The sequence below is a fragment of the Cytobacillus sp. FSL W8-0315 genome, assembly GCF_038002905.1.
GTDB lineage: Bacteria > Bacillota > Bacilli > Bacillales > Cytobacillaceae > Cytobacillus > Cytobacillus pseudoceanisediminis.
In genome coordinates, this window is record NZ_JBBOOC010000002.1 from 138715 (window position 1) to 165223 (window position 26509).

Genomic DNA, 26509 nt, shown 5'->3' on the forward strand with positions numbered 1-26509 from the left:
TCCACTTTAGTTGAAGAATTTTTAATTCTTTTTTATACTTTTTTGATATTTACTATGTCCATCGGTTACACCAATAAGTTCAAAGGCATTGCACTTATAAAAGTTATTTAATTTAATATTATCTGTAACACAATCTAACTTAAGATATTCTTTATCATGTGCATTGTCTTGAATCCAAGTCAAAATACTTTTACCTATACCTTTCTTCATATAAGTAGGAATTATTGCAAGTCTATGTAAGTAAAGCGATTTAGAGGAAATGTCATCTCCCCAAATTTGCCTATCCCATTCACTTTGTTTATATAAAAGTGTAAATGTAGCCACAATTTCGTGATCTTTCAAAACAATATACGTTTCTTTATTAGATATGGCTTGTTCAATCTCTTCATCATCACCACCATCTAATAGAAACCTCCATTGGTTTATATCATTATCTTTCATCCATTTAGCTATCTGTTTTAACATATTAATAATTACACTACTGTCGTGAGTTGTAGCAACTTTTATTTCAATACCTTCACCGTAATCCAAGTTTATTTTTACCTCCTTTATATATTAATTTGATACCTTAAAATTCAACAAACCTGTCTTTTAGTTTTAAATAAAAAATGCTGCAGTTAGTTAAAATATTTCTTCATTTAAAATCTTAAGTGTGGCCACCCAATATTTTGTTTCTTCTTTGCTGCTTCCCATTGTCCCTTTAGCTCTTCAGGGATTAACTCATCAATATACCAGTCTCATTATTGTTCCTTCATTACAGCTCATTTTTTTTATATCCTTCTAGATTCGGTGTAAATATTTTGCTATCAATAGGCACATTAATTTCCAAATTTATGGGATGTAAATAATCAACAATGTCGCCATTATCATCATAAGTTTCATACTTAATTAATATCCCTGTATCCTTATCTACCCAAAAGCGAAATGATTGGAAATCTCTATGGTTTTTAGTTCCTTTTATCAAAAGCGTGTTATGACCAAGTAATTCTTCATTTTGTTTTTCAATTTCCCATTTATTTAAATCTCTGGTATAGTTAGAGGCTATTTCATAAGGAAATAATGTTTCATTGGCTACACCAATCGGAGGTCTTTCTCGATATGTGGTAACATTGTTACCCTCACTGTCCACTGAAAATGCATCCTCAATTTTTAATGGTGTACCTCGTCGACTTTCTTCTCCATATTTTGATTCCGTATAGGATTTTGTTTGTTCAAAAACTGTCCACACTGTACCTTCTGTATAATATTCGGAAGTAACCTCCTGGTTTTTACCTACCATACTGGTTCTTTTACCGAATCCACCTGATAAATTCTTTAAACCAATTGCATATTCAACAACTGAAAAACCTGGAGAATGTCCATAATGCATCTTAAATTCACCGGTAGCCGTTTCAAAGTAATCTACTGTATTAATCATTTTTGTTAGAATCTCTTCTTTAGTCATTTCATTATAATTTTCTTCTTGCTTAGGGGGTACATATATTATTTTCTCATTTGAAGGCTTAGTTACAGTTTCCTGCTTATTTTCCTTCAGCTCATTTGCTTGTTTCCTTTCTAGCTCATTAAACAAGTTTAACTGGGTTCCAACAAAATATGTGATTCCCAAAAAGATTATTGAAACGACCGAAATGCTAAGCAGAGCATTAAATTTATTTTTCAATGGAAACGTCTGCTTTTTAGATTTGGATTTTTCAATCCGATTCAATACTTGTTGATACTGCTTATCATCAAAGTACACATTTTTTAAAATGCTTTTATCCATCTTATCTTTTAAATCTTCCAATTTATTCTGCATTAACTGACCACGCTCCTAATAATTCTTTTAACTTAAGGCGTCCCCGATGCAATCTGGTTTTAACTGTATTAGGATTAATCCCTAATAAATCCGATATTTCGTCAATTGAAAATTCCTGATAATAATATAAAATAATAACCTCTCTTAATTTCACTGGCAGCGCAATGACTTGTTTAGAGAATAATTCGTCTTCCTCGATACTAAAATATTGTTGTTCAATAGTAGAATAAGCTTGTTTAGGTCTAAAAAAATCAGTAATATATAAATTTCTAAAAGACCAACTCTTTAAAACATCTTTACATTTGTTTACTGTAATTTTTATTAGCCACGTTTTATACGTTGATTCATTTCTAAAGGAATCCATCTTCTCGTAGCACTTTATAAATACGTCTTGTGACACATCTTCTGCCAATTGTTGTTGTTTTAAATATGTATAAGCAATTCTAATAACATCATTACCGTATGTTTTCATTAACCATTTAAGCTTTTCTTCTCGATTTAAATCATTTAGGGGTTCTGATATAGAGTCATCTACCATATTAATCATTTTTCTCCTCACAATCCTTGTTTCTTGGTAATTAGACGATTCGAATTTTTTAAAGGTTCTATTTTAGAACTTTTTCAATAAAAAATTTTCAATCTAAAAAATAGCTCTCAAAAAAAGCCACCAAAAATGGCAGCTGATTGTTTTCTCAATCCAATATTACCTTTTTGAAACAGTGCATGGAATATTTTCTCATTAAACTAACCTGACTTTAGTTGAACAAAAAAGCCGCCCTTTTGGCAACTAATATCTTAAAGTAATGCACCCTATAGTTTAAGTGCAAACCTTCACAATCTAATCCTAATTATTCTCAATTAACTTTTTTTATTGCACAGACTACCACTTCCCTCAAACAAAATTACGTTAATATTCCGAAATCATTCCTTTCTCACTGTATTGTGAGAGGTGAGTAACTTGATTAAAATCCCTAATATTCCAGGTGTCTTGCGAAAAGTTAATATTACTTATACACGCATTTTTTAACTTTGTTTTACCGGAGCCAACTTTCCCATTTGATAACTGCGCCAATATAGCATTAATTACAGCTCCGTGAGCTACGAGTATAACTCTTCTACATTTGTAACTTTGAATGATTTTCTCTAATCCAATCATAACCCGTTTATTTAAGGAATTTCTGTTCTCTTGGTTTGGGTAGTTTTTATCTGGAAATGCAACAGTTCTTTCTTTTACAGTCATTCCTTCTGCATCACCATAGTCTCTCTCTAAAAAATCAGCCATTTCATAGATCGGTATATTAATTAAACTGCTGATTATTTCTGCTGATTGTTTCGCTCTCTGCAAGGGACTTGTAACTATTAAATCCCAATTAGCTGAAGCTAAAAATTTTCCGCATTCCCGCGCTTGATTAATTCCATTACTATTTAAAGGTATATCAGTTCTTCCTTGAAGTTTACCAAATGAGTTCCAATCCGTTTCACCGTGTCTTACCAAGCATATCTCGGTAATCATAATCACCTACTCTCCCCTGTTATTTTAATAAGTTGGAGTTATGTATACATATAAAATAAAATATTATAGCCTACAAAAATAAGAAAAAAAGCAATTCCAACAATCCATAGCTGAAAATAAATTGTCCACTGGAAAACACTTCGATGACTTTTAACTTGATGTACCTCTTTTGCCGCATTTATATTTGTATAAACTAGTCCCAACGAAAATAACAATGCAGAAAAGAACGGAAATAAAATAGGTGTAGCTAAAGGGAGAGTATTAACAAAGAAAAAAAGAGGAAAACCTAACCATACAAACACAGTAAGGAGACTAACAACAAAAATTGCTATAAGCAAAAATAAATCCTTCTTCATAGCTTTTCTATATATTGAAAATACTTCACCCATAGAAACACTCCTTACTTTCCAGTAAAATCCATCTAAATTATACCATATTAATTAGTTTCTATTATTTAACTAAACTACCCATTCTGCACAAAAAGAAAAGCTGCCTAAAATGACAACTCCACTCTTTGACTTATTCAAGTTGGTTCCAAGTTATTGTTTCTACATTTTTTATCTCAACGTCACCAATACTAAATAAATGTGGAATGAAAGGGAACAAACCAAATCTGTTACCTCTTTCATTTTGAATTTTGTAATATTCAAATGTTTCTCTTGGTATTCCTTTAAGTTCATTATAAATTTCAATTTCCATAACTTAATTTCGTCATCCTCTATATCTTCAGCAGGACCTCTGTATTTTTCTTTTGTGTAAAGGTAATAAGCATTGAGTTTCTCAATGGGGATTTTGAAAAAGAGTTGATCCTCTAGATCCCTTGGTACTTCCAAGATATGACTTCCCTTTAGGTGCAAATGCTTTATATTCATTGTTTCTTTCATAGTTATTAAATATAAACTCTTCTTCTTCCCAAACCATAAAATCCTCCTTTTTTATTGCCAAAAAAATTATAATTTACAAGCTTTGCGAATGCCTATTTTCTTTAAATAACCTAGTCCCAGCCCATTTAATTGAACAGTAAATAAGACTATTCTATGCAACCTTTTTTCACTTCCTTAAGTATCAAGAATGGACAACGTTTTTTTCTCAAAGCCTAAATAAAAAAACAGCATCGATACTTTCGATACTGTTTAGTTCTAGTATGAAATCAAATAAAGTCAATCAGTCTTGTTTTATACGCTTTTCTTAGCCAAGATCGTATCAGAAAATGAATTTGCCTCAAAGAATTTACCTCTGACATCCTCTTTAATAAATGTTTTCTCATAAAGCTGATTTGCTTCATTGATCATAAAATCAATGTCTTCACTTTTTGTAGAATCTAATTTAAGTGGTCTGCCGAGAGTAGGAGAAATTCTGCACAAGTTACCTCCTATTAAATAATTTGAGATGTATGTCGCTGATTTTGATTGGACTTGAAAAGCTAGTTCAATGATATTTGTCTTCCATGATAGAAAGCCGCTTTTTTTGGCGATTTCATTATTAACATTATAAATGGAATCTCCAGTCCCTAAAGAAAATACCTTGATTTGATTCAATGGAAATCCGAGCTTTTGTCCTTCTGTTATCCCGACAAGAGATGGATTGTTTGCCCAAAGCCCTCCATCAATTTTGCATTCTCCTTCACCTATTTCAGCTGCAGGAAAAAATGTCGGTGCTGCAGAAGTCGCCAGTGCCACTTCCCACATATACCTTTTTCCATCCAAAATATAGTCCCGATGATGAGGAGTTTTATAAACCTTAGGCTCAGCTTTATGATGTTCAATGGAAGGAATACAAAGCATAGTAAGAGCATCTTCGATTTTTATATCTCCAAATGTCTCTTTCAAAAGCGACAATAGCTGCTTATTGGTGTATTTCGCAGATAAAAAGCTATTGGAAAATTTATTTTTGAAAAAAATCCGCTTACCTTCTTTGATGTATAAATCAGAAATCTCTGATGCGCTTAACCCAGCAGTAAGTCCTAATGCGATTATGCCGCCTGTTGATGTGCCTGTAATTAAATCAAAATATTTATAAATGGGCTCTCCTAATTGCTGTTCAATGCGCCTTAAATATACCACTGGGAGAACCCCCTTCATTCCGCCGCCATCAATTGAAAGGATCCTAAGTTCATTTTCGTGCTTTGTCGGTATATTACCGTTTTTGTGCTGTGTCCAATCCAAATATATCTTCTCCTATTCTGAAAAATTTGGTGTAGGGCTGTGGGGAGCTTCTTTTCCCCACCAAACCCCGTCTTTTATCCACGCTTCATAAAAATACAGCCACTCGCTTGTCCAGGGAATGAGTGTGTCAGCGATTAATGTTTCCCCGTCAAAATTCTTATCGTTGGGATGGTACAAGCATAAAGATTTATCTGAATAACGATGTGGGGCAAAGGAGATGATCTCAGGTTCTAGAATAAATACTTTTGACTGATAAGGATGATACTCAATTTTTACGGTGTAACGTTTTGAATCCTGTGTTGGCTGCAAATAGCCAATCCAATAAATCGCTTTTCCATCTTTTATTAACTGAAAATCTGGAAATTTGCGTTTGATGTGAAAATCCTGCATCCCTAGATTCAAGGACTTAGGGTTTTTTGGTGGCTTTGGCGGCAGTCTCGTCATTTTGTGTCTGTTCCATAAAATCTATGGTCTTTTATCGGTATGCCACTGTCTTTATTTAGTACACCTGTAGAGCTGACGAAAGCAGAGCCTTTTTGGATGGTGTTTGCCATAGCTTTTGCTTCACCCAGTTCTGAAGGAAAATAGTTCTTCCCAAAGATATCTTGCCATTTTTCAATTGATTTATCTTTATCCGATTCATCTAATGCTTCCTTGCAGCTTTCTTTTAGGCTTTTAAGTTTATTTAAATAGCGCTGAGCTTTAAGCTTTGTCCAGTTTCTTGCCAGGTTTTCATCCTGTAAGGAAGGGTTTCTCACAAATGGAACGTCATCATCTTCTGACAGCCAAAACAGAAGGTCATCGATATCCTGAATCATAATATCCAGAGTTTCTACAAGTGTTTCAGCAATGGAAGGTTTTTTTGTAAAAGCATTTCCAGCGAGCGTGGTCAGAAGAATGGACTTTGGAGCTGTATCTTTTCCAACATTGTCATCCCGCCAATGTTTTAATATCTTCACAACCTGTGAGAAGTAGTGATCTGACTCTTTATTTATATCGTTACACCAATCTTTAAATCCTGATGGGTTGGTTTTGGTCCACTCTTTTTCTTTTTTCGAGGGAATCTTGATGCAGGAATCAAATTCAAATGCTGGCACAACATCTACGTGGAATTCCTTAGCGTACTCTATTCTTACACATCGGTCTTTTACTTTTACGCGGTCTTCAAATTCTTTGTGGCTTTTAATCCGAACTTTAATATGATGCAAAATGTCTTTTGGGTCAGCTTCTTCGTCAATATCCATAACTAAAACGACATCCACATCAAATTCTTCGCCTGATTTTGGTCTGACGCCAGTGTCTGTGCTGTAAGACCCTTGGGTGTAATAATCAACGAAGATATCTTTAATCTCATCGTCATCCTTGAATTTTTTCTCCCAATTACGTACAGCACTTTCAATCTTTTCAATACGAGTTGGGTTCAGTGAAATGTTAGCCACAAATTGCTTAAAATGATCATTCAACTTCAAAAAATCTTCTCCTTTTCCAAAATATGTACTTCATTAAGGATATTATACTATGACATTTCTAATATATCAATATATAGTACAGAATATTTGTTCTTATACGTATATATAGTATGTTTTTAGTCGGGACAATCTTTTTTCTAAATAAAAAACGAGAGCACATGATCTCGTTTTAATGCATACCGACCGGTCTTCTATCTCTATTATTTATCTCATTTTGTCTTTAAAGTAAACCAAAGAACGGTTACAATACCACCAATTCCACCGCCAATAAAAGGTAAAAATACTTGAAAGAAAAGAATACGGTAAATGCTTGATGGTATTTCTTTAGGGGGTTGGATTACATAAAAATGCGTTAATCCTTCTTAAGGTTAAATATGATATAATTAAAAAAATGCCAAACCCTTATATAACATGGGTTTGAACACCTTCTTAACAAAATTTTTGAAAGTGTTTTTTGCGTCATACGTATATTCGTTCGTACACCGGAGGTGGGAACCTCCTCTATTATTTTTAAGTGAGGTGTCCCTCTTGGCAATAACAAAACAACATGAGTATTATGAAAAGCGCTTAGAAGTCCTTTTAAAAGAAATGCCAGAGTTCGTCGAAAAATATGTTGATGACAAATTAGACATTCGCTCCCCTCTAACCCTTTTTAATTATGTTAGAGATTTTAAGGAGTTTTTCGGCTGGTTAATTGCTGAAGGAATCGACACATGCGATTCAATTAAGGATATATCCGTTGGTACATTAGAGTTCCTTTCGCTTGACGATGCTAATAACTACTTTAAGTTTATATCCAGGAAAAAGTACAAGGTTTCTAAAAAGGACAATGAGACGAAGAAAATAGACACAAAGACGGTAAATCGGCATAAATCATCCCTTAGATCATTATTTAAATACCTGACAGTTGAAGCTGAGGTCTCTGCTGGAAAGCCATATTTTGAAAGAAATGTGATGGAGAAGATTCCGATTAAGAAGGTATCAGAGACATTGAATGAACGGGCAAAGAAAATTACAGATAAGATTTTTATTGAGGACAAGGATGTAGATTTTCTAGAATATGTTCAAAATGAGTATGCAGCTTCCCTATCCCCTGCTCAAATGAGGTATTTCAAGCGGGACAAAGAAAGAGATTTCGCAATCCTTTCTCTATTTTTGGGTAGTGGAATTCGTGTAAATGAACTTACAAATTTGAGAATTAAGGATATAGACTTTAGTGCTAAAGAGATTAGCGTTATTAGAAAAGGAGGGAAAAAAGATACTGTATCTATTACTCCATCCTCTCTTGAAGATGTCGAGGCATATTTAGAGGTTAGAAAAGAAAAATATAAAGCTGGCGACGGTGAAAATGAATATATTTTTGTGAAAAACTTAAAGGGTACTCCACAACCGCTTACAAACCGTGCAGTTGAAGATATCGTTTATAAATACACTAAGTCTTTTGATAAGCGTATGTCCCCACATAAACTTAGACATACGTATGCGACTAATTTAGCGGAGCAAACCGGCGGTGACATCCCTTTAATCATGAATCAGTTAGGCCACACTCAATCTGATATTTCTCTTTTGTATATAAACACAACAAGGGAAAAACAAAGGTTAGCTTCAGAGTTGTTGGATAAGCGAAGAAAGAACAAATAGATATCCATTTTGGGGATTAAATAATGTAAACTAGTCAAACGATGGAGATATTCCTACTAGTGTGAAAAAAGCCTCATAAAATACAAAATGTATTTATGGGGCTTTTTTTTCTTTTTTTAAATTATTCTGGTTGGCAGCAGAGCTCACCTTCACCTTTTTCAAGAGAAGATTTTAAACTGCTTAATACACCGGACCAGGCCATCTCATGCCATTTATATGCTTGATCCCACTCTTCTCCATTTTTCCAACCAGTGTGGTTTACTTTTACTTCTGTTGTATTTTCATCAACTTCTTTGAAGCTTACTTGTACCAGTGTCAATTCACCATGGTTCATAAATTCATCGAATTGATCAGGACCCTTCCATTGAAAGTTTAATTCTTGTTGAGGAATGAGTTTCTCTATTTTACAACCTTTTGTACACATACCAGTAGTGTTACCTGGTTCAAAGTAAAGTTCAAATGCTCCGCCTTCTTTAGGTTCTACGATGGCATCACTAGCAAACCACTTAGAAACACGATCTGATATAGTCCATGCATGCCAAACCAAAGATAATGGTGCATTAATTACAACATCTTTTGATAGAACCTTATTTTGAGATGTAGTAGACAAAAAAATCCCTCCTAATGGTAGATAAACACTAACTTATTTTACCATTTCAGGAGGGAGGTTGCTATAAAGAATTTTTAGAATTTTACAAAAGGTACTATTTTACTACGATAATCAATGTTGGTGATTATGCTGATGTCCTGCTTCTTTTTCTTCTTCGGAATGGCCTTTGCAGAAGTCTCCAATGTGTGTCTTTACCTTTTTTAAATAAGCAACCGGTTCGCCATCCGGATCTTCCACATTAAACAATGGAATTCTGACATTACCTGTGCCTCCTCCCTGTCCAACTGGAGGGACATGAGTAATTGTATGCTTTAATTCGATAGGCTCTTTATTGAACGCGGTTAATCCCAAATCTGGTAGATTAAACTTTGCAAAGTTATTCATTTCACACAATTTTGCGCCACCTGTTGGGATATCTGTAAAGGCTGTCCCCTTCTGGACTCTTCCTTGCGACTGTTGAAATTCATTATTTGTAGAAACTTCAACTCTACCAAGTCTTTCACTAACACCTTTTACATCTAATTTTTTCATTTTAATGTCGATTTCTGCTTCATTCCAATCGGAAGAAGTTGGATGCTGCCTTTCAATCTGATAAGTTCCTTTCAGCTCAATGGTTTCTTCTCCTACACCTGGAACCTCGATTGTATCCCATGCCATAAATTCCAGAAGATCTTCACCACCAACTGGCATACTGAAAGGCTTCAATTCTGAAATGTTTTTCGCTGAAGAGCAGCACCCATCTGGAGCACCATTATTGCTTTTAATTTGCTGCAGATCCACGCCAGAAATATCTGCAAGAGACTGTACAAAATCATCCCATCCTACTACAGGTTCAACGTTTGGATGTTCTCCAGTAACAATACACCAAGGAACAACTTTTTTAATTAGATCTTGAGGATTCTCTGTATCAATTACAAGTGTTGCTGCTCTATTTCCGGCATTAACATACCCTACTTCAACATCTTTAGTGAATTCTACAAGCGAAGTAATGAGCTGAGTGGCTTCTTGAGAATTAAGTGTGTGACCAACAAAAGGAGTCATTGTTAAGTGAAGAGTGTATTTCATTTTTCATTCCTCCAAGTAAAGATTTTTGTACCAATCGCGATTTGGTAATTTAAGTTTATCAACTGGATAAAACCTTTGTTTCTTCAAAATTGCTATCTTTCATGATTTCAATAATTTTTTCATATATATGTGGTAAAGATGCAAGTAGAGGAGGATCTGTCTCCTGTTCAGAACGCAATTCCAAACCGTACTCTAGAGATATTTTTTGCTTCTTAGTTATCTGTATGGATTTAAAGTATCCAGCTCTTAAAAAGTTTTGGGAAGCTAGAACACTATCAGCAAGAACTTGATGATTAAACCCAGCTGCAAATATATAGTAATTCCCGATCGGTAAATCTTGAAGTAAGAACTCTGTATTTGAATCTGTATTAATTACACAGCATGAAGAAGGTATACCTGAAGGAAGTGCTGAAGTGAAGGCACCTAAGAAAATAGTTCCTGAGAAATTCTCAGGAACTATTATTTGACCTTGAACGCTTCCATAACGACCTTCCCCATAACTAATACCTTCGAAGGAAGAAGACTTATTGTCCTTTTTCTTTCTAAAGTTATTAGGAGAAACAGCTACCTCTTTAGAGAATTTGGAAGTGAAAGTACCTAAGCTGTTATAGCCTACTTCAAAACAGATATCCGTTGAGGTCCAATCAGACTCCAATAATAGCTTTTTACTTTCAATTAATCTAAGAGCCATTAAATACTTTTTTGGAGGGATACCTACCATTTGTTTAAACACTCTATTAAAATGCCATGGACTTAAATTAGCAGATTCTGCAATTCGTGTGAGGTCTAAACTATCATCATAGAAATTCTCTTTCATATTTCTAATACTATGAGTTATTGCTTCTGTTTTTGGGTTGGTTATAGAAGTGGAATTCAAGGTTTATCATCCTTCTTTATTAAAATTTAACGGCACAAGTACATTTCATATTGGCTCGTACTTTCTTGGAAGGAAACATATGTGTCAGCATCGCGATAACCATCGGAACAGTCACGATGGAGTTATAGAATAAATGTAACTCTACTCTTGGGATGATTAATTGCAGAACACTAGTAGGACTATCATATCCAAAGAAACTAATGCCAGTAATAGCTTGGAACGATAGTAAACTATGTTCAACCACATGCCAGGCTTGTATGGTTAGCGATAAAATCCACCAACTTTTTGAAAGTCCCATAAATCCTTTTCTTAATATGATTAAACCGATAATCATTAACCAGGCATACCCAGTATGCAGCCACTCAGATTTTACTAACCAAGGGGCATACATTCCTAAAAATCCATTTGCGTGATGAGTCTCCATATGAAAGGAGTGTATTTGAACGACTTGAAAAATATGTTCTAGCCAATGTCCCAAAACAATAATTGCATAGAGATAAAGAGATCGCTTATGCCAATCCGTATTGCATTTTTCAATGAAATTTTTCATTATTTTTTCACCTCGAATTTTTTTAAAGCCTTGTAAAAAGTGTCAGGGACCGCAATAGGCGTTAAGGTGCCATTATCCTGTTTCTGCAAACACGCAATCTCTTGTTCTCCCCTGCAGACCAATTCCGTAAGTTTAGAATTCTCGTCCATCTTCCAATACTCAAATTTCATTTTTACCTTATTGTGAAATGTACCACCTGAGTACATACGAATCTGTACACGATCAAAGGCAAATAGTTCTGATAAATATTCACAAGAAACCTTGGTAGTGACTAGATACAAGCCTTCACTCAGCCGCTTTAAAACATCTGGAGAATACTCTTTAAGAAACATCTCCCGACATTTGCCCTGCCAACGAACATAATTGGCATAATACACATTTCCAACTAAGTTCGTTTCCTCAAAACTAACAATATGTTCAAGATTGAAAGAGTTCATATTTATACCTCCGCTGCAATAGTGATTACAACTGGTTCGTTGACAGTTCTGATTTCTACCAAAGTGGTAGCTATAGTAACTGAACCGGACTCCAACTCTACCATGTTCCCGCTTACCCTCTTAAATACAATTGGTTGATGATCTGGCAAACCTAGCTTCTTAATAGACTCAAATATCGTCCAAGCCCTAGTGGCAGTTGTATTTAAATCTTCATTTAATGTTTTTGATAAATAGCTTGCTAGTTGAAGATGTTTTTTACCCAACATATCTTCCCATATCTCATTTGGCAGCTTTTGAACCTTTTCAACATCACATCCAATATTCTTAGTGTTAGAAACGGCCAAAACTAAATGATCCATAGTAGAAACGGATAAGGAGAGGTCATCTGAAACAATAGGTTTTCCATCTAAACGCTTCCTTACTTCTTTAGCATTAGACACCATTTGTTTAGCGAACATACTTTGTTGTTTTTTTAAGGAATTAGAATCCAAAAACACCTGGATATTTCCTTCAGGAATCATCTCATCTAGCTTTCTTTCTAAATAAGGGCCTAGAAGAAATGGATTCCATGTCTTAATGCCGATTTCATTACCTACAACTTTAAGCTTTAATGAATCCCAAGTTTCTATTACGGTGCCATCTAAAGAACTGACTTGAATATTAAAGGTTAATATGTCATCTTTCTTTTCAATTTCATTTCCAACTACTTTAATATGCTTATGAAGTTCCATTCCCGGCTTAATTTTTATCTCCTTAACCGAAAGTGGTATGAGGTGCTGATAAGGATATGATGCCTGCAATGAATGAATAATAGAGTCTCTTGTTCCTATATTTTTTGTAATCAAGTTATTAGGTAGGAATCCACCAAACCACTTCTCTCTCTTAACATTTTTAATAAGCGACATATTCTTCTTTGAAGAGAGGTAGTTGATTTCTTCAATATTTTTAAATACACCTTTTTGGAATAATACGTGTTTATATAAGTCTTCAGATGGTCTTGGTCGGTAGTCTTTTAGGAGAATAACCTTATCAAGACTCTTCTCTTCTGTAAGTTGAACGTTTCTTACAAATTGACATATACCTTCGACATGATTAACTGAGTAATTTGTGTCTTCAGATCTAATGGCCACTTTTACCCTATTGATTCCATCTACCAGGCCGCAGATTCTAATTTTAGATCCGATATCATTTACTACAATTGGATGATTGAACCTTACATTTTTAAAGGTCGGAACCATTCCCTTTTTCCCTAAAAGCGCATTAGCGATTTGAGACATTGCTTCTAAAGCCATTACACCCGGGAATATTTTCTGATGTTCAAGTATATGATCATTCAAATACTTGTCAGTTTCAGGATCAAGTATTGCTTGTGTAATAAGTTCCACTCCATCAATTTCTATTAGTGGGTCTTCTAAAAATCGCCCAAACTGAATATCCTCGGAGCGTCCGAGTGAGATTGTAGGCAACCCACCTAATCTGCTGGCACTAACTACACTGGATGAATTTACTTCGTGATTAACTAAATGCATAAAATATTTAGTACCTTGATCAATTGTTAATGGCTGGATTCCTTTTCTCTTTAACTGATCTAAAGTTCCAATTCGATTTCCCATCCCTAAACCTTCCCATATAGACCATTCAATACAGAAAGCCTTTACATGTGGGAACTCCTTAGAAAACATATCTGTTTCTTTCCTAAGCAACTCATTTGCTATCGCATAATGAGCATCTCCTTGCATCCCGGATTGACCAATAATCGATCCAAACGTAATTAACAGTTTTAAATTGTCCTTGTTTGGGATGCTGCTTAAAACATTCTTCAAACCTAAAACTTTCGTATCAATCGTAATCTCTAAATCTTCATAATTTAAATCTGAAATGGCTTTAGGTTTATTAATCCCTGCAGCATGGACTACTCCTCTGATTGTTCCCAGGTTTTTTTCAATATCTAAAACAGCTTCTGAAACAGAGTCTGGGTTTGTAATATCAGCACTTATATATTTGAATTCAATATCTTGTTGAACGAGTAGACTTAAGTTCTTGGCTATTTCACTGTCATTTGTAACTTTTGACCTTCCTAAGATGGCTAATTTAACTCTTTTTTCTTTAGCAAGGTGTCTCACACATTCAGCTGTAATTCCCTTGGCTCCACCGGTTACTAAGAGTACATCTCCTTCATTTAATGTAGTGTTCTTTTCTTTCCGTGTTACCGGTTTAACCTTTAGATATGGAACTCTTCTTTCATTTTTCGAAGTGTATTTCACCTCGACAAAACCATCAGATGATTGAATTTCTTTTAATATAAGCGGAAGGTTCTTCTCAGTTAGTTTTGCATCAATAATACAAACAGTTGAATTGGGATTTTCAAGGTAAAATGACTTCCCAAAAGACTTTAATCCATCCCCATTTTGTATAATGACAAGCCTTTGTTGTTCTTTACTTTTTTGGAGCTCTTTTACAAGCTTCCAAACCATCGTTTTATCATTTGGATCTTCGAAATATGCTAAAATTCCTCTTCCGATGTTGGTTTTATTTAGTTGCTTTGAAAGCTTAATCGCCAATTCGTTATTTGTTACAGAGGTCCATTTTCCTTTTCCCTTTTTTATCACCATGTCTATTAGCGACTCGGCTTTCCATTTCACTTGAAATGATTGGATCCAAGAATCAACACCTGGATATTGATCGAGGTTGCTTTCTTCATGGTTATTACTATCATTGTCAAAGTAAGTACTTATCTCTTTTACGGTAGAATTTGCGAAATCAGTTGGCGAAACTGGTGCAACCTTGCCTAGGATTTTGGCAGTTTCCACAATAATTTGGCTTACAGAAATTGAGTTAAGATGCAAATCATCAAGCATACGAGCGTTTTCTTTTATCGCATTAATTGGTAACTCAGTCTTCTCAGAGATAATTTGAATTAATATATCAATTGATGTTTCACGGTCTTTGTTTATAACCAAGGTGCTAGTTTCAACAGTCTCATCTTCTTGATTTTTGTCTGCCACCACTAGAGATGCCTCTTGGACCGTTTCACATGGATTTACAAAAAAGCTCGTTGCCTTTTCATAAGCCTTTACTTTTCTCCCGTTAAGGAATGTAGAAAGATTAATTTCCTTACCTATTGCAATCGAAGCAGCCAAAATATTGAGTATATTACGTACACTATTAGTTCCAATATTTAGCGATAAAACAGGTTTCTTGGTTATCCGATTAACAATACTGGTTAATGTCGATCCAGCACCTATCTCTACAAATAAATCCACTTGGTTTTCAATTGAATTTACAGCGTCTTGAAACATTACTGGATCTGTTAGTTGCTTTTTTAATAATGAACGAATTTCTGCTGGTTCCTTTATAAACTCACCAGAAACTGTTGAGACGACTTTCTTCTTTGGCTGCTTTATCTCTGTCCTCTTCAAGATATACTCAAATTTTTCTCTTATCCCCTTCATTAAACTTGAATGGAATGCTTTGGTTACTTTAAGTACAGTGTTGGAATACCCTTTGCTTTCAAGTTTTTTCAAAACTCGTTTTCCACTATCTTCGTCTCCAGATAAGATAATCTGTTCGGAATGATTAACAGCCGCTATGTCTATATGTTCATTCTTAATTGCTATATCGATTACCTCGAGCGGCGCATTAGTGGAAAACATAATGCCTTGAGGTGTACTCTCCATTAACTTTCCTCTTTCCTTGGATAGCTGGTAAAGAGTGTCAGTAGAAATACTTTGTCCCCAAGCCAATGCAGTCAGTTCCCCTAAGCTATGTCCTAATCCAAAGTCACCCTCTATTCCCAGGTTATTTAGAAAACGAGTACCCTCTATTCCCATCGCAGTGATTAGCGGTTGTGCTAAATGAGTATTTTCCCTAGCTTTAGGTAGAAAATCTTCCTCTAGGTCCTCAAATTTTAAGCTAGAATCAAGATCACCAATAACCCCTAAGTTTTTTGCTATTGGTGAACCCTGCCCAGGATATAAAAATGCCATTTTTTGATTTAACATTAATTTTGAACCAAAATATATCTCTTTCTCTGGTGATAGAAAAATATCTTTTTGTTTTATTTTTTCAATTGCCAATTTCAGTTTTTCGTACAAATCTTCGGGATCCTTTGCAACGATTGTAAGAAGGTAATCTCTATTTCGGTTGTTTCGTAATAAATGACTAGAAAAATCCGCAAATTCCCCTAAGGACATATATTCTATCTCATTCATTAAAGAAGAGATTTCATCTATTAATCCATTTATATCGGAATTGCCAAAAACAAAAATCTCATGATCAAAAGTTAAACCTACATTCTGGTAATCCATCTCTTTTCTTCTTAAGCCGGTTTGATTTTCCAATGTGATGTGGGTATTAATCCCACCAAATCCCATTGCACTTACACCAGCACGTAAAGGCAGATTTTGTGGCCATAGAATAGGAACTGAGGTTGTCTGTAATTTAGACTTTTCATTTAAGAACTCAGGATTTGGATTCTCACAGCCTGTAGCCGGTGGAATAACCTGATGAGAAAGTGCCATAACTGTTTTAATTAAACCAGCAACACCCGAAGCTGCTTTGGTATGGCCAATATTCCCTTTTACTGAACCAATATAGGATAAATGTTTGTTATTCTTTTTTAATGTAGAGACCGTCCTTAGTTCAGTTTCATCACCATATTTTGTGCCCGTTCCATGCCCTTCAATATAAGGAACACTATCTAGGTCATAACCTGCTTTCTCATAAGCTCTACTTAATGCTAGGACCTGTCCGTCAACTTCTGGTCTAGTAATGCCGCCTTTACCATCGGAGGAGATTCCCCAGCCCTTAATAACTGCATAAGGATTGAACCCCCCATTAATTGCATCTTCAACTCTCATTAAAACAACAATCCCACATCCCTCACCGGGCCAAAAACCATTTGAATCTTTGTCATAGATAAGCATATTGTCTTTAGCTAAGGCACCATTTCGCGCAAAACCTAATACCTCAAAAGGATCGATACTTAAGTCAACTCCACCAGCAATAGCCAAATCTAATTCGTTATTTTCCAGAGCTGAACATGCTTTTGTAATAGCTAATAAAGAAGAACTACAAGCACCATCTACTGTATATCCTCCACCTTTTAAATCGAAATAATTACAAATCCGGCCTGCTATTGTATTGGAAAGGCCACCTGCAAGAGTATCCTCATTAATTGTTGGAAATGCTTTTAAATATTCCTTTTTTATATATCCAAGTACTTCATCTAAACGATCTTCAAAAGCATTCTCTTTTTCTAATATGCTTTCAACCACTCTTTGAACATAAGGCCATCGAAGTCCCATGATATTGGCTCTTGAAAATTCTCCTGTCAAAGAGTTCCCTATTAAAACCCCTGTTCTGTCTTTAGGTATATTTAAGTCATTAAATCCTGCATCTCTAATAGCTCGCTCAGAGACATCAAGGGCCAGCCAGTGTGTAAGATCGGTATTTTTATATGTTGGACCTGATATTTTAAATTTCACTCTATCAAATGAATAATTTTTGATTAGTGCAGCCTTATTAGAGTATGTTTTGTCTATTTGACTCCTATCTGTTGAAAAGTAATCCTTCAAGTTCAAGCGTTCTTTAGGAATTTTACGGAAAGATCTTCTTCTAGAAATGACATTCTCCCATAACTCTTTTGGATTACTGGCATCTGGATACTCACATGCCATGCCTACAATTGCAATTCCTTTGCACATACCCTACACTCCTCTACTTTTTGGTTTTTATGACTTATTAAAGATCTAATGAAGTGATAACAACCTCTCACCAGGCAAACAATAAATAATGAAAAGAAAAGCGTAAATACAACATCAAAACACATGAGGACACCGTATACTGCAGCAACTGAGAAACCAAATACTATTTGATTCCTTCTTTCGAAAGGCGTAGTCCCAGGGTCTGTTACCATATAAAAGGTGAACAAAAGGAATGCAAGACCTGTCATTGGCAGTAAAGCACTAATTAAAGAAATATCAGTAAAGATACTTCGGATTAGGGCTTGAAGAACAAATCCACCAAGCCACGCAGCAATAAGAGGTCCTTTTTTAGTTAAACGAATATTTAGCATGGATCCTAAAATCAATATAATTAAAGGGAAAATAATGTCCCATTCATCCTTTAGATTTTCAGTGAAATGATAGGGAGGCGCGATTGATATCCATGGAAACAGCAGTAACGTTAACGCTATGCCTGTATTAGATGGATTTAGAAAATGTTTTTTCTTTCCTTGAATACTAACTTGGAAAATTGTTTTTGTTACTATAGCTATTGATGCTGCAAAAGCAAATGGCAAGACTTCATTATTCGCATACACAAGCATACCTATAGCAAGGCCTGAAATATGTGCAGGTATTAGAAAATCGATTTTATTACTTAACCCTCCATGGTAAGCCGGTTTTCTATTATTCACCTTTGAATCTGCAAACTCAATAATTACTTCTACTAAATAAGCTGTGAGTACAGCTGTAAGAAGCTGAATAAAGGATTGCTCAAATCCCAATACTGTATGCCCTAAGATATTTAAGACTGTTATGGCTGTTCCAAAGGCTCGCAACGCTTTTATACGTGGACTCATTTATTTTCCCCCCTTTTCCATAGGTAGCCATATCGTTTGCCATCCTGGTGTTACTTCTATGTTTTTTTCTTGAAGCACACCATTTACATCTCTCCATTTAATGCGAGCAGGATACTTTTTCTTCTTAATGTCTCCTATCCCAAAATGAATTTCATGACTTCTTTTACCGGAATGTCCGCTTCCCCCATCGACCTCAGCTAGAAGTATTTCATTATTGGGTAGGTACACTTCTATAGAAGCACCAACTGCATGTCGCTTTTTAGTCGATTCTTTACCTTCTGTGATTTTTAGGGAATCTTGATTTTGATATGTTGAATATGCAATTTCTAAACCTATAAAATTACCTGAATTTTTTGATTTATTAAGGTAAAAAGAAGATTGATCCCATTGATTAGCTAAAGCAAAGTCCAATAATCCATCACCATTTACATCAGCTATTGCAATTCCGCGACCTACTTTCTTTTCACTACTGCCAAAGACATCAGAGCGATTACCATACCTGCCTTTGGTATTCTGAACAAAGAAGGCATTTTCAGTTTTTCCACTTATATCTGTACCAGGTAAAAACTTTGGCCATGAGTTTGGGTATTTTAAAAGCTCATCATTGATCGTTGCTAATTCCTGTAGCTCATGCCATTTTTCCTTCTCTCCCCGGATAAAACCAGTTGCTTGTATGACTTCATTTTTACCATCATTGTTAAAATCACCAGATTTAATATCCCATCCCCAAGAACTCTTATTTAGACCTAACTCAACACTTTGATTTTCAAATGGAGCAATCCCTTTCTCAGCTTGTTCCCACTCTCCAGTGTTGATAAAGGCAAAGTGAGATTCCATTAGAGCATATTCTTCTGCTATGTTACTTACCAAGATATCTAACCAACCATCTCGATTTAGGTCTACAAATTCAACCCCCATGCCTTTAAAGGAATCCAAACCTAATATTTCTGATCTAGGTGTTTTCCAATCTTTCTTCCCTGTCAATGATTTGAAATCAATATTGCCAGGCTGTGATTTGTTCAATAGTAATCTATCCGGGCCAAAATCGTTGGCAGCATAAATATCCGGTAACCCATCCTTATTAAGGTCAGCTGCACCTATTCCTAATGTCCAACCACTTAATAGTTCATCTGGGACTTGGCTTGAAACATCTTTATACAAATAATCACCTTGATTTTCTGACCATAAATAAATCCGATTCTTGCCCCCGTTAAATGCTTGTGACATTGAATCCTGCATTAATGGCTTTTTAACACTATTTTTATTTAGTACCTCTGAAGAATCTGGAAAATAGTTTCCTACCACCATATCTAAGTGACCATCACCGTCAATATCAGAAAAAGTAAGAGCGTTTGAGTACATTTCAACATTTTCAACAATTTCTTTTGGTTGAAAGGATTCACTTGAAAGTGGAGCGGTTGTCTCTTTTTGAATAAATGCTATGGGTGACCTTCCCCAATAGTAAACAACTATATCCTGATGCCCATCCTCGTTTATATCTGCAGGTACACACCCCATTGGTGCAACAGTTTGATTAGTTGTACTCTCAAGCTGAAATTTCTCATAGTCACCTTTTAAAGATTGAACTGTGACGTTGTTAAAACGTGGATCAACCATGCACAAATCATTAGAAAAACCATCCCCATTAATGTCATTTATAGCTACTGCAGCACCAACTGACGAAATCCAGGATTGAATATTGCGATAATTAGGATTGACTTCTCGAATTAACTTTTTATCTTCGTGTCCTAAATCTCCATTTATCACCATTTCTTTAAATTCAATTTGATTTTCAACAGCCTCGCTATCCCTAGAAAAGTAGACAGCAAGTAATAACATGGTGCTGATCATAATTGCTATAAACTTTTTTATGGTTGAATTTATTGTGAGCATTTAACTGGTACTCCTTTCGCTAAATGTTGCTGTAAAATAGCCCTCCAATTTTGATAAATTGGAGTTTGATTATTAAGTTTTTTTGCTTCCTCAAGTGCTAAATAAGTTAAACTGGATATTTGAACTGGATTCATGTTACACATGGCTAAACTAGTAATGGCTGTATGGGCTGCTGGAGTAGAAGCTTCTATACGTGCTGTGTTTGCAAATGCTACCCCTTGCATATAAGCGTTCAAATTGTCACCCGCAAGCTTTCTGATATCACTGTAGCTTGCATGCTTTAAGCCCCCGGCATAAGCTGATGCCAGTCCTACTCCACTCCATAAATCGTTGTGTAAATTGGTTGGAAAACTGTTTATTGTAGCAGACACCGCTTCTATATTGGCTCCAAATACAAACCATAAACTTCTGCCCACTCCTTGAAAAAAAGCATTTTCTATATACGAGCCGCTTTTTATCTTTCCAGGAGCTTTCATTCCATTTTTAAGCTTATCCCAGTGAAAATAACCAAAATAAAATCCCATCCCATCTACAATGAGCCATTTATAAATTGGATGTTGTTTTTGAAAATCTCTTTTGGGAAACATAGGAAGCTTAGCATAACTCCAGCCCGCTCCAACATGAAGCATATATGAATGGGCAGCTCCCTCATGTTTGGCGAAATCTTGGAATCTTCCTTTATTAAAATAAAAAAAATCTAATAGTTTTAATGCCATACCTGCTCCCTCATATGCAAAACCTTTAAACTCTGAAGGAAATACTTCTAATTTATTTGTGAAATTTACCGGATCTTCTACTACTGCATGGTATCCATCTAAAAAGGTCTCTCCTATTTGTTCAAGTATGTCTTTTACACGGTTCTCTTTTACTTGAAATCCCCTATTCTTGACTAAAACGTTGTCATAAGAAATTTTCAAAAGTTGACTGAACATATAACTAACCTCCCCCAATTATGCATTTTTCACCAACCCAATAAGCTCTGTCCTCAATGATTGAACTGCCTCCTCTCTAGGTATTCTTAAAAAACTAGATAAATGTTGGATTTCATCATCGAAAAGAAAAATAATACTCTCCATTGCACTTTTATCACCTTGTCTAGCTTGTTTTAAGAGTCTATTAAATGGCATATGTGTTCCTTCATGTCTTTGATAGCTTTCCTTTTGCATTTGTTCACCGCCTGTTGACTAATATTTAGTTCACTAGCTACTTCTTTTTCTGTATATCCCTCTAAGATAATTTTTCTAATGATGCTTCTGTTTCTTAGATTTGGTATTGAACTTAGTAACTCTTCAATAAAAATTCGTGATATTACTTCATCTTCAAAATTTGGAGTAATACCTAATGGGATACTATCCTCCATTTCGATTTCTTTGTTTTTAACAGTCTTTATTTTGTATTGAATCCTCCAAGCTGCTCTTTTTAGGAGTCTGGAAAAAGTTTCTTTATCCGTTGTTTCAAGACAACAAGTCATTCTAACACCCCTCAAGACTTTCTATTAATCTAGGAAAATTTCATTTTCAAAATACAACCAATTTTTCCAATTATTTAAAAACGGTTGTTTTTCAGTAGCGTTTTTTTCCCTATTGATAAGAGAGGAGGTGCACAAAATGGAAGATATTCAGGCTTGGATCACCATGATGGGTAACTTTGGATTTCCGGTAGTTGTTTCCATCTATTTGTTAGTTAGGTTTGAGAAAAAGATAGAAACCTTAGGATCAACCATTCAAGAATTAGGGGAAATCATAAGAAGTACCAAAACTTAGTATTTTTTACGAACGTGTGTTCCTATATTTTACAAAAAAAATAGAACATGTTCTAGAAAAATATTAAAAAAGTTTGGATAGGGGTCTAATGTAGTGGTTCAATTGCATTAAGCCCTTACACCAAACTTAAGCCTCCAAATATCTTTAAGTCGCACAAACTCTCTATTTGCTAAGGTCGTACTGAAAAAGGTTATTAAAAAGCAGGATGTAGACTTTATCAACATCCTGCTTTTTAAATTTATTATTTTCTAGAGGTTTCACTAAAACATCGAATTAGCAATGGATTCAGAAGGTTCAAGAATACAGATACACTTTCCCTCCTCCCTTCACGTTATTTTAATCACAAGTAAAGTTTAGGGATGCTATTCGACCAAAACAACGAAATTAATCATTATTCAACTTTATAAACTGTTTTATATTTTTCTTCTAAATTTTATGTATAAATTTAGAAATCAGTTCAAGATTTTGAATAACATCAATATTTTTTGAACTTTTTCCTTCAATTAGGTTGTATTTTTTACTCTCTTTTTTCCTAATAAATATAACGGTAAAAAGGGAGGATTATTTATGCATGGAACAATGTCTAAGTGTGATGAGTTTGTAATTAAAGCATTACAGGAACAAAATGATTTAAATGAAAAGGTTAAGCTGCTAATTGAGGTGAAAATTGAGGAATCAGAAGACGCAAAGCACTTTTTAGTAAGTTGTGGTTGTGATGTAAAAAAACACTTTAGTGCAATTAACACTTATCTTATTGAGACCGATTTAAATTCCTTAACAGACTTAATCAATAGCCATTCAATAGTAAGGATTACTTATGATAGAGATGTGTGGGCATTGTTAGATGTAGCAGTGAATGCCATTGGAGTACAAAGAGATTTAGGCGCGAATGAAACAGAACATACTGGTGCAGGTGTGACAATTGGAATCTTGGATACAGGTGTTTATCCTCATAAAGACTTAGTAACTCCCAAAAATAGAATAATTGCTTTTAAAGATTTTATTAATGGCCAGGAAGATCCCTACGATGATAATGGACATGGAACTCACGTAGCAGGTTGCGCTCTTGGAAATGGGACATCAAGCGATGGAAAATACCAGGGAGCTGCCCCACAAGCGAATTTAGTTGCTGCAAAAGTACTTGATTCAATGGGAAGAGGAAGTGCGTCAAATATTATCTCTGCGGTTCAATGGATGATTGACAATAAAGACCATTACAATATAGGGGTAATTTCTCTTTCGTTAGGTTCATACCCTGTAAAGTCTTATAAAGAAGATCCGCTTTGTTTAATTCTTGAAAAGGCTTGGGATTTAGGAATGACCGTATTGGTAGCAGCCGGAAATAGTGGTCCTAGCAAACAGACAATAGGAAGCCCCGCAGTCCATCCTAAATTGATTGCTGTTGGTGCAATTGATGATAAGGATACCATTGATAATATAGATGATTCGGTTGCAGACTTTTCTAGTAGAGGTCCAACAATTGAAGGCATTGATAAACCGGATATTGTTGCCCCAGGCACAAATATTATTGCTCTCCGTGCCCCAAACTCTTATACAGATAGACTCAAACCAGACTACCGTATAGGGGAAGATTACTTTACGTTATCAGGCACTTCAATGGCTACTCCTATTGCTGCTGGGATGGCTGCGTTACTTCTTGAACAAAGGAATAATTTGAAACCGGACGAAATAAAGCAATTAATGATGGAAGGGGCATTAAAGCTAAATGAAGATAAATATTCATACGGAAAAGGTTTAATAAATTATAAACAGTCCTTAAATCTGTTAGATGGAAATGAAGAAAAACCTGACAGCGGCAAAGTTCCTGGAGAACATTCATTAGTGATTAATTGGGGATCTGATATACCTAAACTCCTTGAAAATGAAATTATGCAATTAAATAAAAACGTTTATATTGCTACCCCAGTCATTACAGATGTTAACTTAATAACTTTACTTTGTGAGGCAAGCCTAAAGAATATATCAGTAAATATTGCTTTAGACTTACATGTGAAAGAAAATGTGCACATAGCTCAATATTTAACTAATTATGGCGTAAATGTCTTTCAATTAGGGCAATCTGCTTCTCCAGAATTGCAAGGTGATACTTCCTTTGCGATTATTGATAATAAAAAAGTTTTGTTGTCTAGCGCCGCCTGGAGGTATTTATCCTATTCCGGACAGAGGGAGTTTGTAATAAACATTGAAAATAATAAAGTAGTTTCCTATTTCATGGAGCTTTTCCAACAATTAAGTGGAGTTAATGTAGATGCCGTCTAATTTAGTCATTCTTTATATTTTAGGAATATGTTTCACAGTGGCAAATTCCTATTTGTTTATAATAAATAGTTTTTTTCTCCAAAAAACAATAAGCTTAGTTTCGATGATTGTCTTAGCCTTTGCCTGGGTGGTTACAATAGAGTTTAATCCATTATTTAGAGAGTTAGTTGCTAAGTGGAAAAAATAATTTTTGGCAAAACAAAAGATATTTCTTTATTTATTTCAACTAATATCTAATATGAGTACTGATAGAACTCCCATAACTATATTTAGGTAGAAAAAGTTCTTATCTAAAAATGAAGGGGATAATTCCCCTTCATTCAGTTTGTAGACAAAAAGAGTTCGGAATAGTCTCATTCCGAACTCTTTTTGTCATTTTTTGTAGGACTTCAAGTAATTACAGAGAATTGCAGACCTCTCCGAGGTTATCATTTAGGCCATTTCTGGACCTTGCCAAGTCCAGTTGGCCATTTTCTTCAAATTCATGGCAGCGAAAGTAAGCATCGCCTGCATCGACATTTTTTTAAGTCCCCTGAGGGTTGTCCAACGCATGCCATGCTTTTCTTTTGCATCTGCGAATACTCGTTCAATTGTTTCTTTGCGTTTTTCATAGATCGGTTTGACGTCTTGATGGTGGCGAAGATGATCTGCTTCTTCCACATGTTCCTCCCACACATGACGTTGAATCAGTTTTTGATGTGCTTGACTCTGTGTGCATTGAGACAAGAAAGGGCATCCAGTACAAATTCGAGGATCTGATTTATATTGACGATACCCTTCCTTTGTAGTTGTAGTATATTTTAATATCTCACCAGTTGGGCAAATGTAACAGTCAAAATGCTCATCATAAACATACTCATGTTTTCTGAAGAAACCCTCTTTTGTGCGAGGTCGTGTGTAAGGTAAAGCAGGTGTGATGTCGTTTTTCAATAAGTAGCTCGTGATAGCAGGTGTTTTATAGGCTGCGTCTGCCGCAACAGCTTTTGGTTTACTAACTTTCTCAATGACTTGTTCTACCAATGGCTCTAAAATATGACTATCATGCGTGTTACCAGGGGTTACAATTGCGCCTAACACGAAGCCGTTGCGGTCTGCGGCCGCATGGAAAGAATAAGCGAACTGTTTTGTACGCTCATCTTTTACATAGTAGCCACTCTCTGGATCTGTTGTACTTTCCTTGATTTCTTTGTATTCTTCTTTATCAAACTTATCTGGTGGAAACGGCTTTTTTCCATGATCCTCGCGGTCTTGGTTAATCTCCTCTTGAAGGCGTTCTTGATAAGCACGGGTTTCTTTTCGAACAACTTTCTTTTCAAATTTGCGTTTATTTGCACTCGCTTTTACATGAGTAGAATCTACAAAAACGTGTTCAGCACTAATTAAATTCTTTTCAGCTGCGGTTTTTAAGATTCGGTAAAATATTTGTTCAAAGAGATCGCTGTCTTTAAATCGGCGCTCATAATTTTTACCGAAAGTTGAGAAGTGAGGAACTTTATCGTGAAAGCCATATCCTAAAAACCATCGATAAGCCATATTCGTTTTCAATTCTTCAATTGTTTGACGCATGGAGCGAATACCGAAGGTATATTGAATAAATGTGAGTTTAATTAATATTACAGGGTCAATACTTGGGCGGCCTTTTTCTGAATACTTATCTTTTACCAAGTCATAGATGAATGAGAAATTAATCGCCGCTTCAATTTTGCGGACCAAATGGTCCGCCGGTACAAGTTCGTCTAAAGCAACCATTTCAATTTGATCCCGTTGAATTGGATTATGTTTTGAAAGCATTTAAATCACCTCAAGCATTGTATTACTTCTATTTTAAAATAAAAAAGACTGCAGACAAGCACGATTTTCATCGAGTT

General features: G+C 35.2%; 25 protein-coding genes. 3 read left to right on the top strand and 22 right to left on the bottom strand.

Translation table 11 applies throughout. The features are described from left to right. Window positions 1-21 precede the first annotated feature (21 nt). From MKY20_RS24510 to MKY20_RS24555, 10 genes are all read right to left on the bottom strand, one after another. On the bottom strand, window positions 22-531 hold the full coding sequence (locus MKY20_RS24510; RefSeq protein ID WP_341003514.1) for a GNAT family N-acetyltransferase: 510 nt from the start codon (window positions 529-531) through the stop codon (window positions 22-24). Between the two features lie 223 nt (window positions 532-754). Beyond that, entirely contained in the window at window positions 755-1795 is a 1041-nt protein-coding gene (locus MKY20_RS24515) for a hypothetical protein (protein ID WP_341003516.1), read from the bottom strand. Further along, complete coding sequence (locus MKY20_RS24520) at window positions 1785-2342, bottom strand: sigma-70 family RNA polymerase sigma factor (protein WP_009336708.1); 558 nt, start codon at window positions 2340-2342, stop codon at window positions 1785-1787. The genes MKY20_RS24515 and MKY20_RS24520 overlap by 11 nt, the downstream gene beginning before the upstream one ends. A gap of 360 nt (window positions 2343-2702) precedes the next feature. Further along, complete coding sequence (locus MKY20_RS24525) at window positions 2703-3305, bottom strand: histidine phosphatase family protein (protein WP_034298169.1); 603 nt, start codon at window positions 3303-3305, stop codon at window positions 2703-2705. Window positions 3306-3346: 41 nt separating this feature from the next. Then, complete coding sequence (locus MKY20_RS24530) at window positions 3347-3697, bottom strand: hypothetical protein (protein WP_034298165.1); 351 nt, start codon at window positions 3695-3697, stop codon at window positions 3347-3349. A 130-nt stretch (window positions 3698-3827) separates the two neighbouring features. Further along, complete coding sequence (locus tag MKY20_RS24535) at window positions 3828-4007, bottom strand: hypothetical protein (RefSeq protein WP_009336711.1); 180 nt, start codon at window positions 4005-4007, stop codon at window positions 3828-3830. 81 nt (window positions 4008-4088) lie between these two features. After that, entirely contained in the window at window positions 4089-4229 is a 141-nt protein-coding gene (locus MKY20_RS24540; protein ID WP_157380308.1) for a hypothetical protein, read from the bottom strand. 254 nt (window positions 4230-4483) lie between these two features. Continuing rightward, complete coding sequence (locus MKY20_RS24545) at window positions 4484-5473, bottom strand: CBASS cGAMP-activated phospholipase (RefSeq protein WP_009336715.1); 990 nt, start codon at window positions 5471-5473, stop codon at window positions 4484-4486. Window positions 5474-5485: 12 nt separating this feature from the next. Continuing rightward, complete coding sequence (locus tag MKY20_RS24550; protein ID WP_009336717.1) at window positions 5486-5917, bottom strand: hypothetical protein; 432 nt, start codon at window positions 5915-5917, stop codon at window positions 5486-5488. Continuing rightward, window positions 5914-6942, bottom strand: a complete 1029-nt coding sequence (locus MKY20_RS24555) for an SMODS domain-containing nucleotidyltransferase (RefSeq protein WP_198286758.1) — start codon at window positions 6940-6942, stop codon at window positions 5914-5916. The genes MKY20_RS24550 and MKY20_RS24555 overlap by 4 nt, the downstream gene beginning before the upstream one ends. A 519-nt stretch (window positions 6943-7461) precedes the next feature. Here MKY20_RS24555 and xerS point away from each other — a divergent pair. After that, window positions 7462-8583: a tyrosine recombinase XerS gene (gene xerS, locus MKY20_RS24560; protein ID WP_445293110.1), complete on the top strand. Its 1122-nt coding sequence runs from the start codon at window positions 7462-7464 to the stop codon at window positions 8581-8583. A 121-nt stretch (window positions 8584-8704) separates the two neighbouring features. Here xerS and MKY20_RS24565 read toward each other — a convergent pair whose 3' ends face one another. From MKY20_RS24565 to MKY20_RS28755, 11 genes are all read right to left on the bottom strand, one after another. Continuing rightward, the gene (locus MKY20_RS24565; RefSeq protein WP_009336721.1) at window positions 8705-9193 is read right to left on the bottom strand and encodes an SRPBCC family protein; all 489 of its coding nucleotides are present in this window, start codon (window positions 9191-9193) and stop codon (window positions 8705-8707) included. Window positions 9194-9304: 111 nt separating this feature from the next. Then, a complete protein-coding gene (locus MKY20_RS24570) occupies window positions 9305-10258 on the bottom strand; it encodes a DUF6073 family protein (RefSeq protein WP_034298167.1) in 954 nt (317 codons plus the stop codon). 58 nt (window positions 10259-10316) lie between these two features. Next, window positions 10317-11135: a helix-turn-helix domain-containing protein gene (locus tag MKY20_RS24575; RefSeq protein WP_050807857.1), complete on the bottom strand. Its 819-nt coding sequence runs from the start codon at window positions 11133-11135 to the stop codon at window positions 10317-10319. Between the two features lie 19 nt (window positions 11136-11154). Next, a complete protein-coding gene (locus MKY20_RS24580; RefSeq protein WP_009336724.1) occupies window positions 11155-11685 on the bottom strand; it encodes a hypothetical protein in 531 nt (176 codons plus the stop codon). Continuing rightward, window positions 11685-12122 carry an acyl-CoA thioesterase gene (locus MKY20_RS24585; RefSeq protein ID WP_009336725.1) on the bottom strand — a complete coding sequence of 146 codons (438 nt, stop codon included), beginning with the start codon at window positions 12120-12122 and terminating at the stop codon, window positions 11685-11687. Before MKY20_RS24585 ends, MKY20_RS24580 begins: the two co-directional genes overlap by 1 nt. A 2-nt stretch (window positions 12123-12124) precedes the next feature. Next, window positions 12125-17827, bottom strand: a complete 5703-nt coding sequence (locus tag MKY20_RS24590) for a type I polyketide synthase (protein WP_009336726.1) — start codon at window positions 17825-17827, stop codon at window positions 12125-12127. Next, window positions 17803-18705 (bottom strand): RnfABCDGE type electron transport complex subunit D, encoded by a 903-nt coding sequence (locus MKY20_RS24595; protein ID WP_009336727.1) that lies wholly within the window; start codon window positions 18703-18705, stop codon window positions 17803-17805. Before MKY20_RS24595 ends, MKY20_RS24590 begins: the two co-directional genes overlap by 25 nt. Next, a complete protein-coding gene (locus MKY20_RS24600) occupies window positions 18706-20598 on the bottom strand; it encodes a CRTAC1 family protein (protein ID WP_009336728.1) in 1893 nt (630 codons plus the stop codon). Continuing rightward, the gene (locus MKY20_RS24605; RefSeq protein ID WP_009336729.1) at window positions 20586-21530 is read right to left on the bottom strand and encodes a DUF1702 family protein; all 945 of its coding nucleotides are present in this window, start codon (window positions 21528-21530) and stop codon (window positions 20586-20588) included. The genes MKY20_RS24600 and MKY20_RS24605 overlap by 13 nt, the downstream gene beginning before the upstream one ends. A gap of 18 nt (window positions 21531-21548) precedes the next feature. Then, window positions 21549-21764 carry a helix-turn-helix domain-containing protein gene (locus tag MKY20_RS24610; RefSeq protein WP_009336730.1) on the bottom strand — a complete coding sequence of 72 codons (216 nt, stop codon included), beginning with the start codon at window positions 21762-21764 and terminating at the stop codon, window positions 21549-21551. Next, window positions 21704-22069: an RNA polymerase sigma factor gene (locus MKY20_RS28755; RefSeq protein WP_009336731.1), complete on the bottom strand. Its 366-nt coding sequence runs from the start codon at window positions 22067-22069 to the stop codon at window positions 21704-21706. The genes MKY20_RS24610 and MKY20_RS28755 overlap by 61 nt, the downstream gene beginning before the upstream one ends. A gap of 136 nt (window positions 22070-22205) precedes the next feature. Here MKY20_RS28755 and MKY20_RS24615 point away from each other — a divergent pair, with 136 nt between their 5' ends. Both MKY20_RS24615 and MKY20_RS24620 read left to right on the top strand, forming a co-directional pair. After that, entirely contained in the window at window positions 22206-22361 is a 156-nt protein-coding gene (locus MKY20_RS24615; RefSeq protein WP_083390537.1) for a YvrJ family protein, read from the top strand. A gap of 567 nt (window positions 22362-22928) precedes the next feature. Then, window positions 22929-24641 (top strand): S8 family serine peptidase, encoded by a 1713-nt coding sequence (locus MKY20_RS24620; protein WP_009336732.1) that lies wholly within the window; start codon window positions 22929-22931, stop codon window positions 24639-24641. Between the two features lie 432 nt (window positions 24642-25073). Here the strand turns inward: MKY20_RS24620 and MKY20_RS24625 are convergent, their stop codons facing one another. Beyond that, the gene (locus MKY20_RS24625; RefSeq protein WP_252246341.1) at window positions 25074-26432 is read right to left on the bottom strand and encodes an IS1182 family transposase; all 1359 of its coding nucleotides are present in this window, start codon (window positions 26430-26432) and stop codon (window positions 25074-25076) included. Between the last annotated feature and the right edge of the window lie 77 nt (window positions 26433-26509).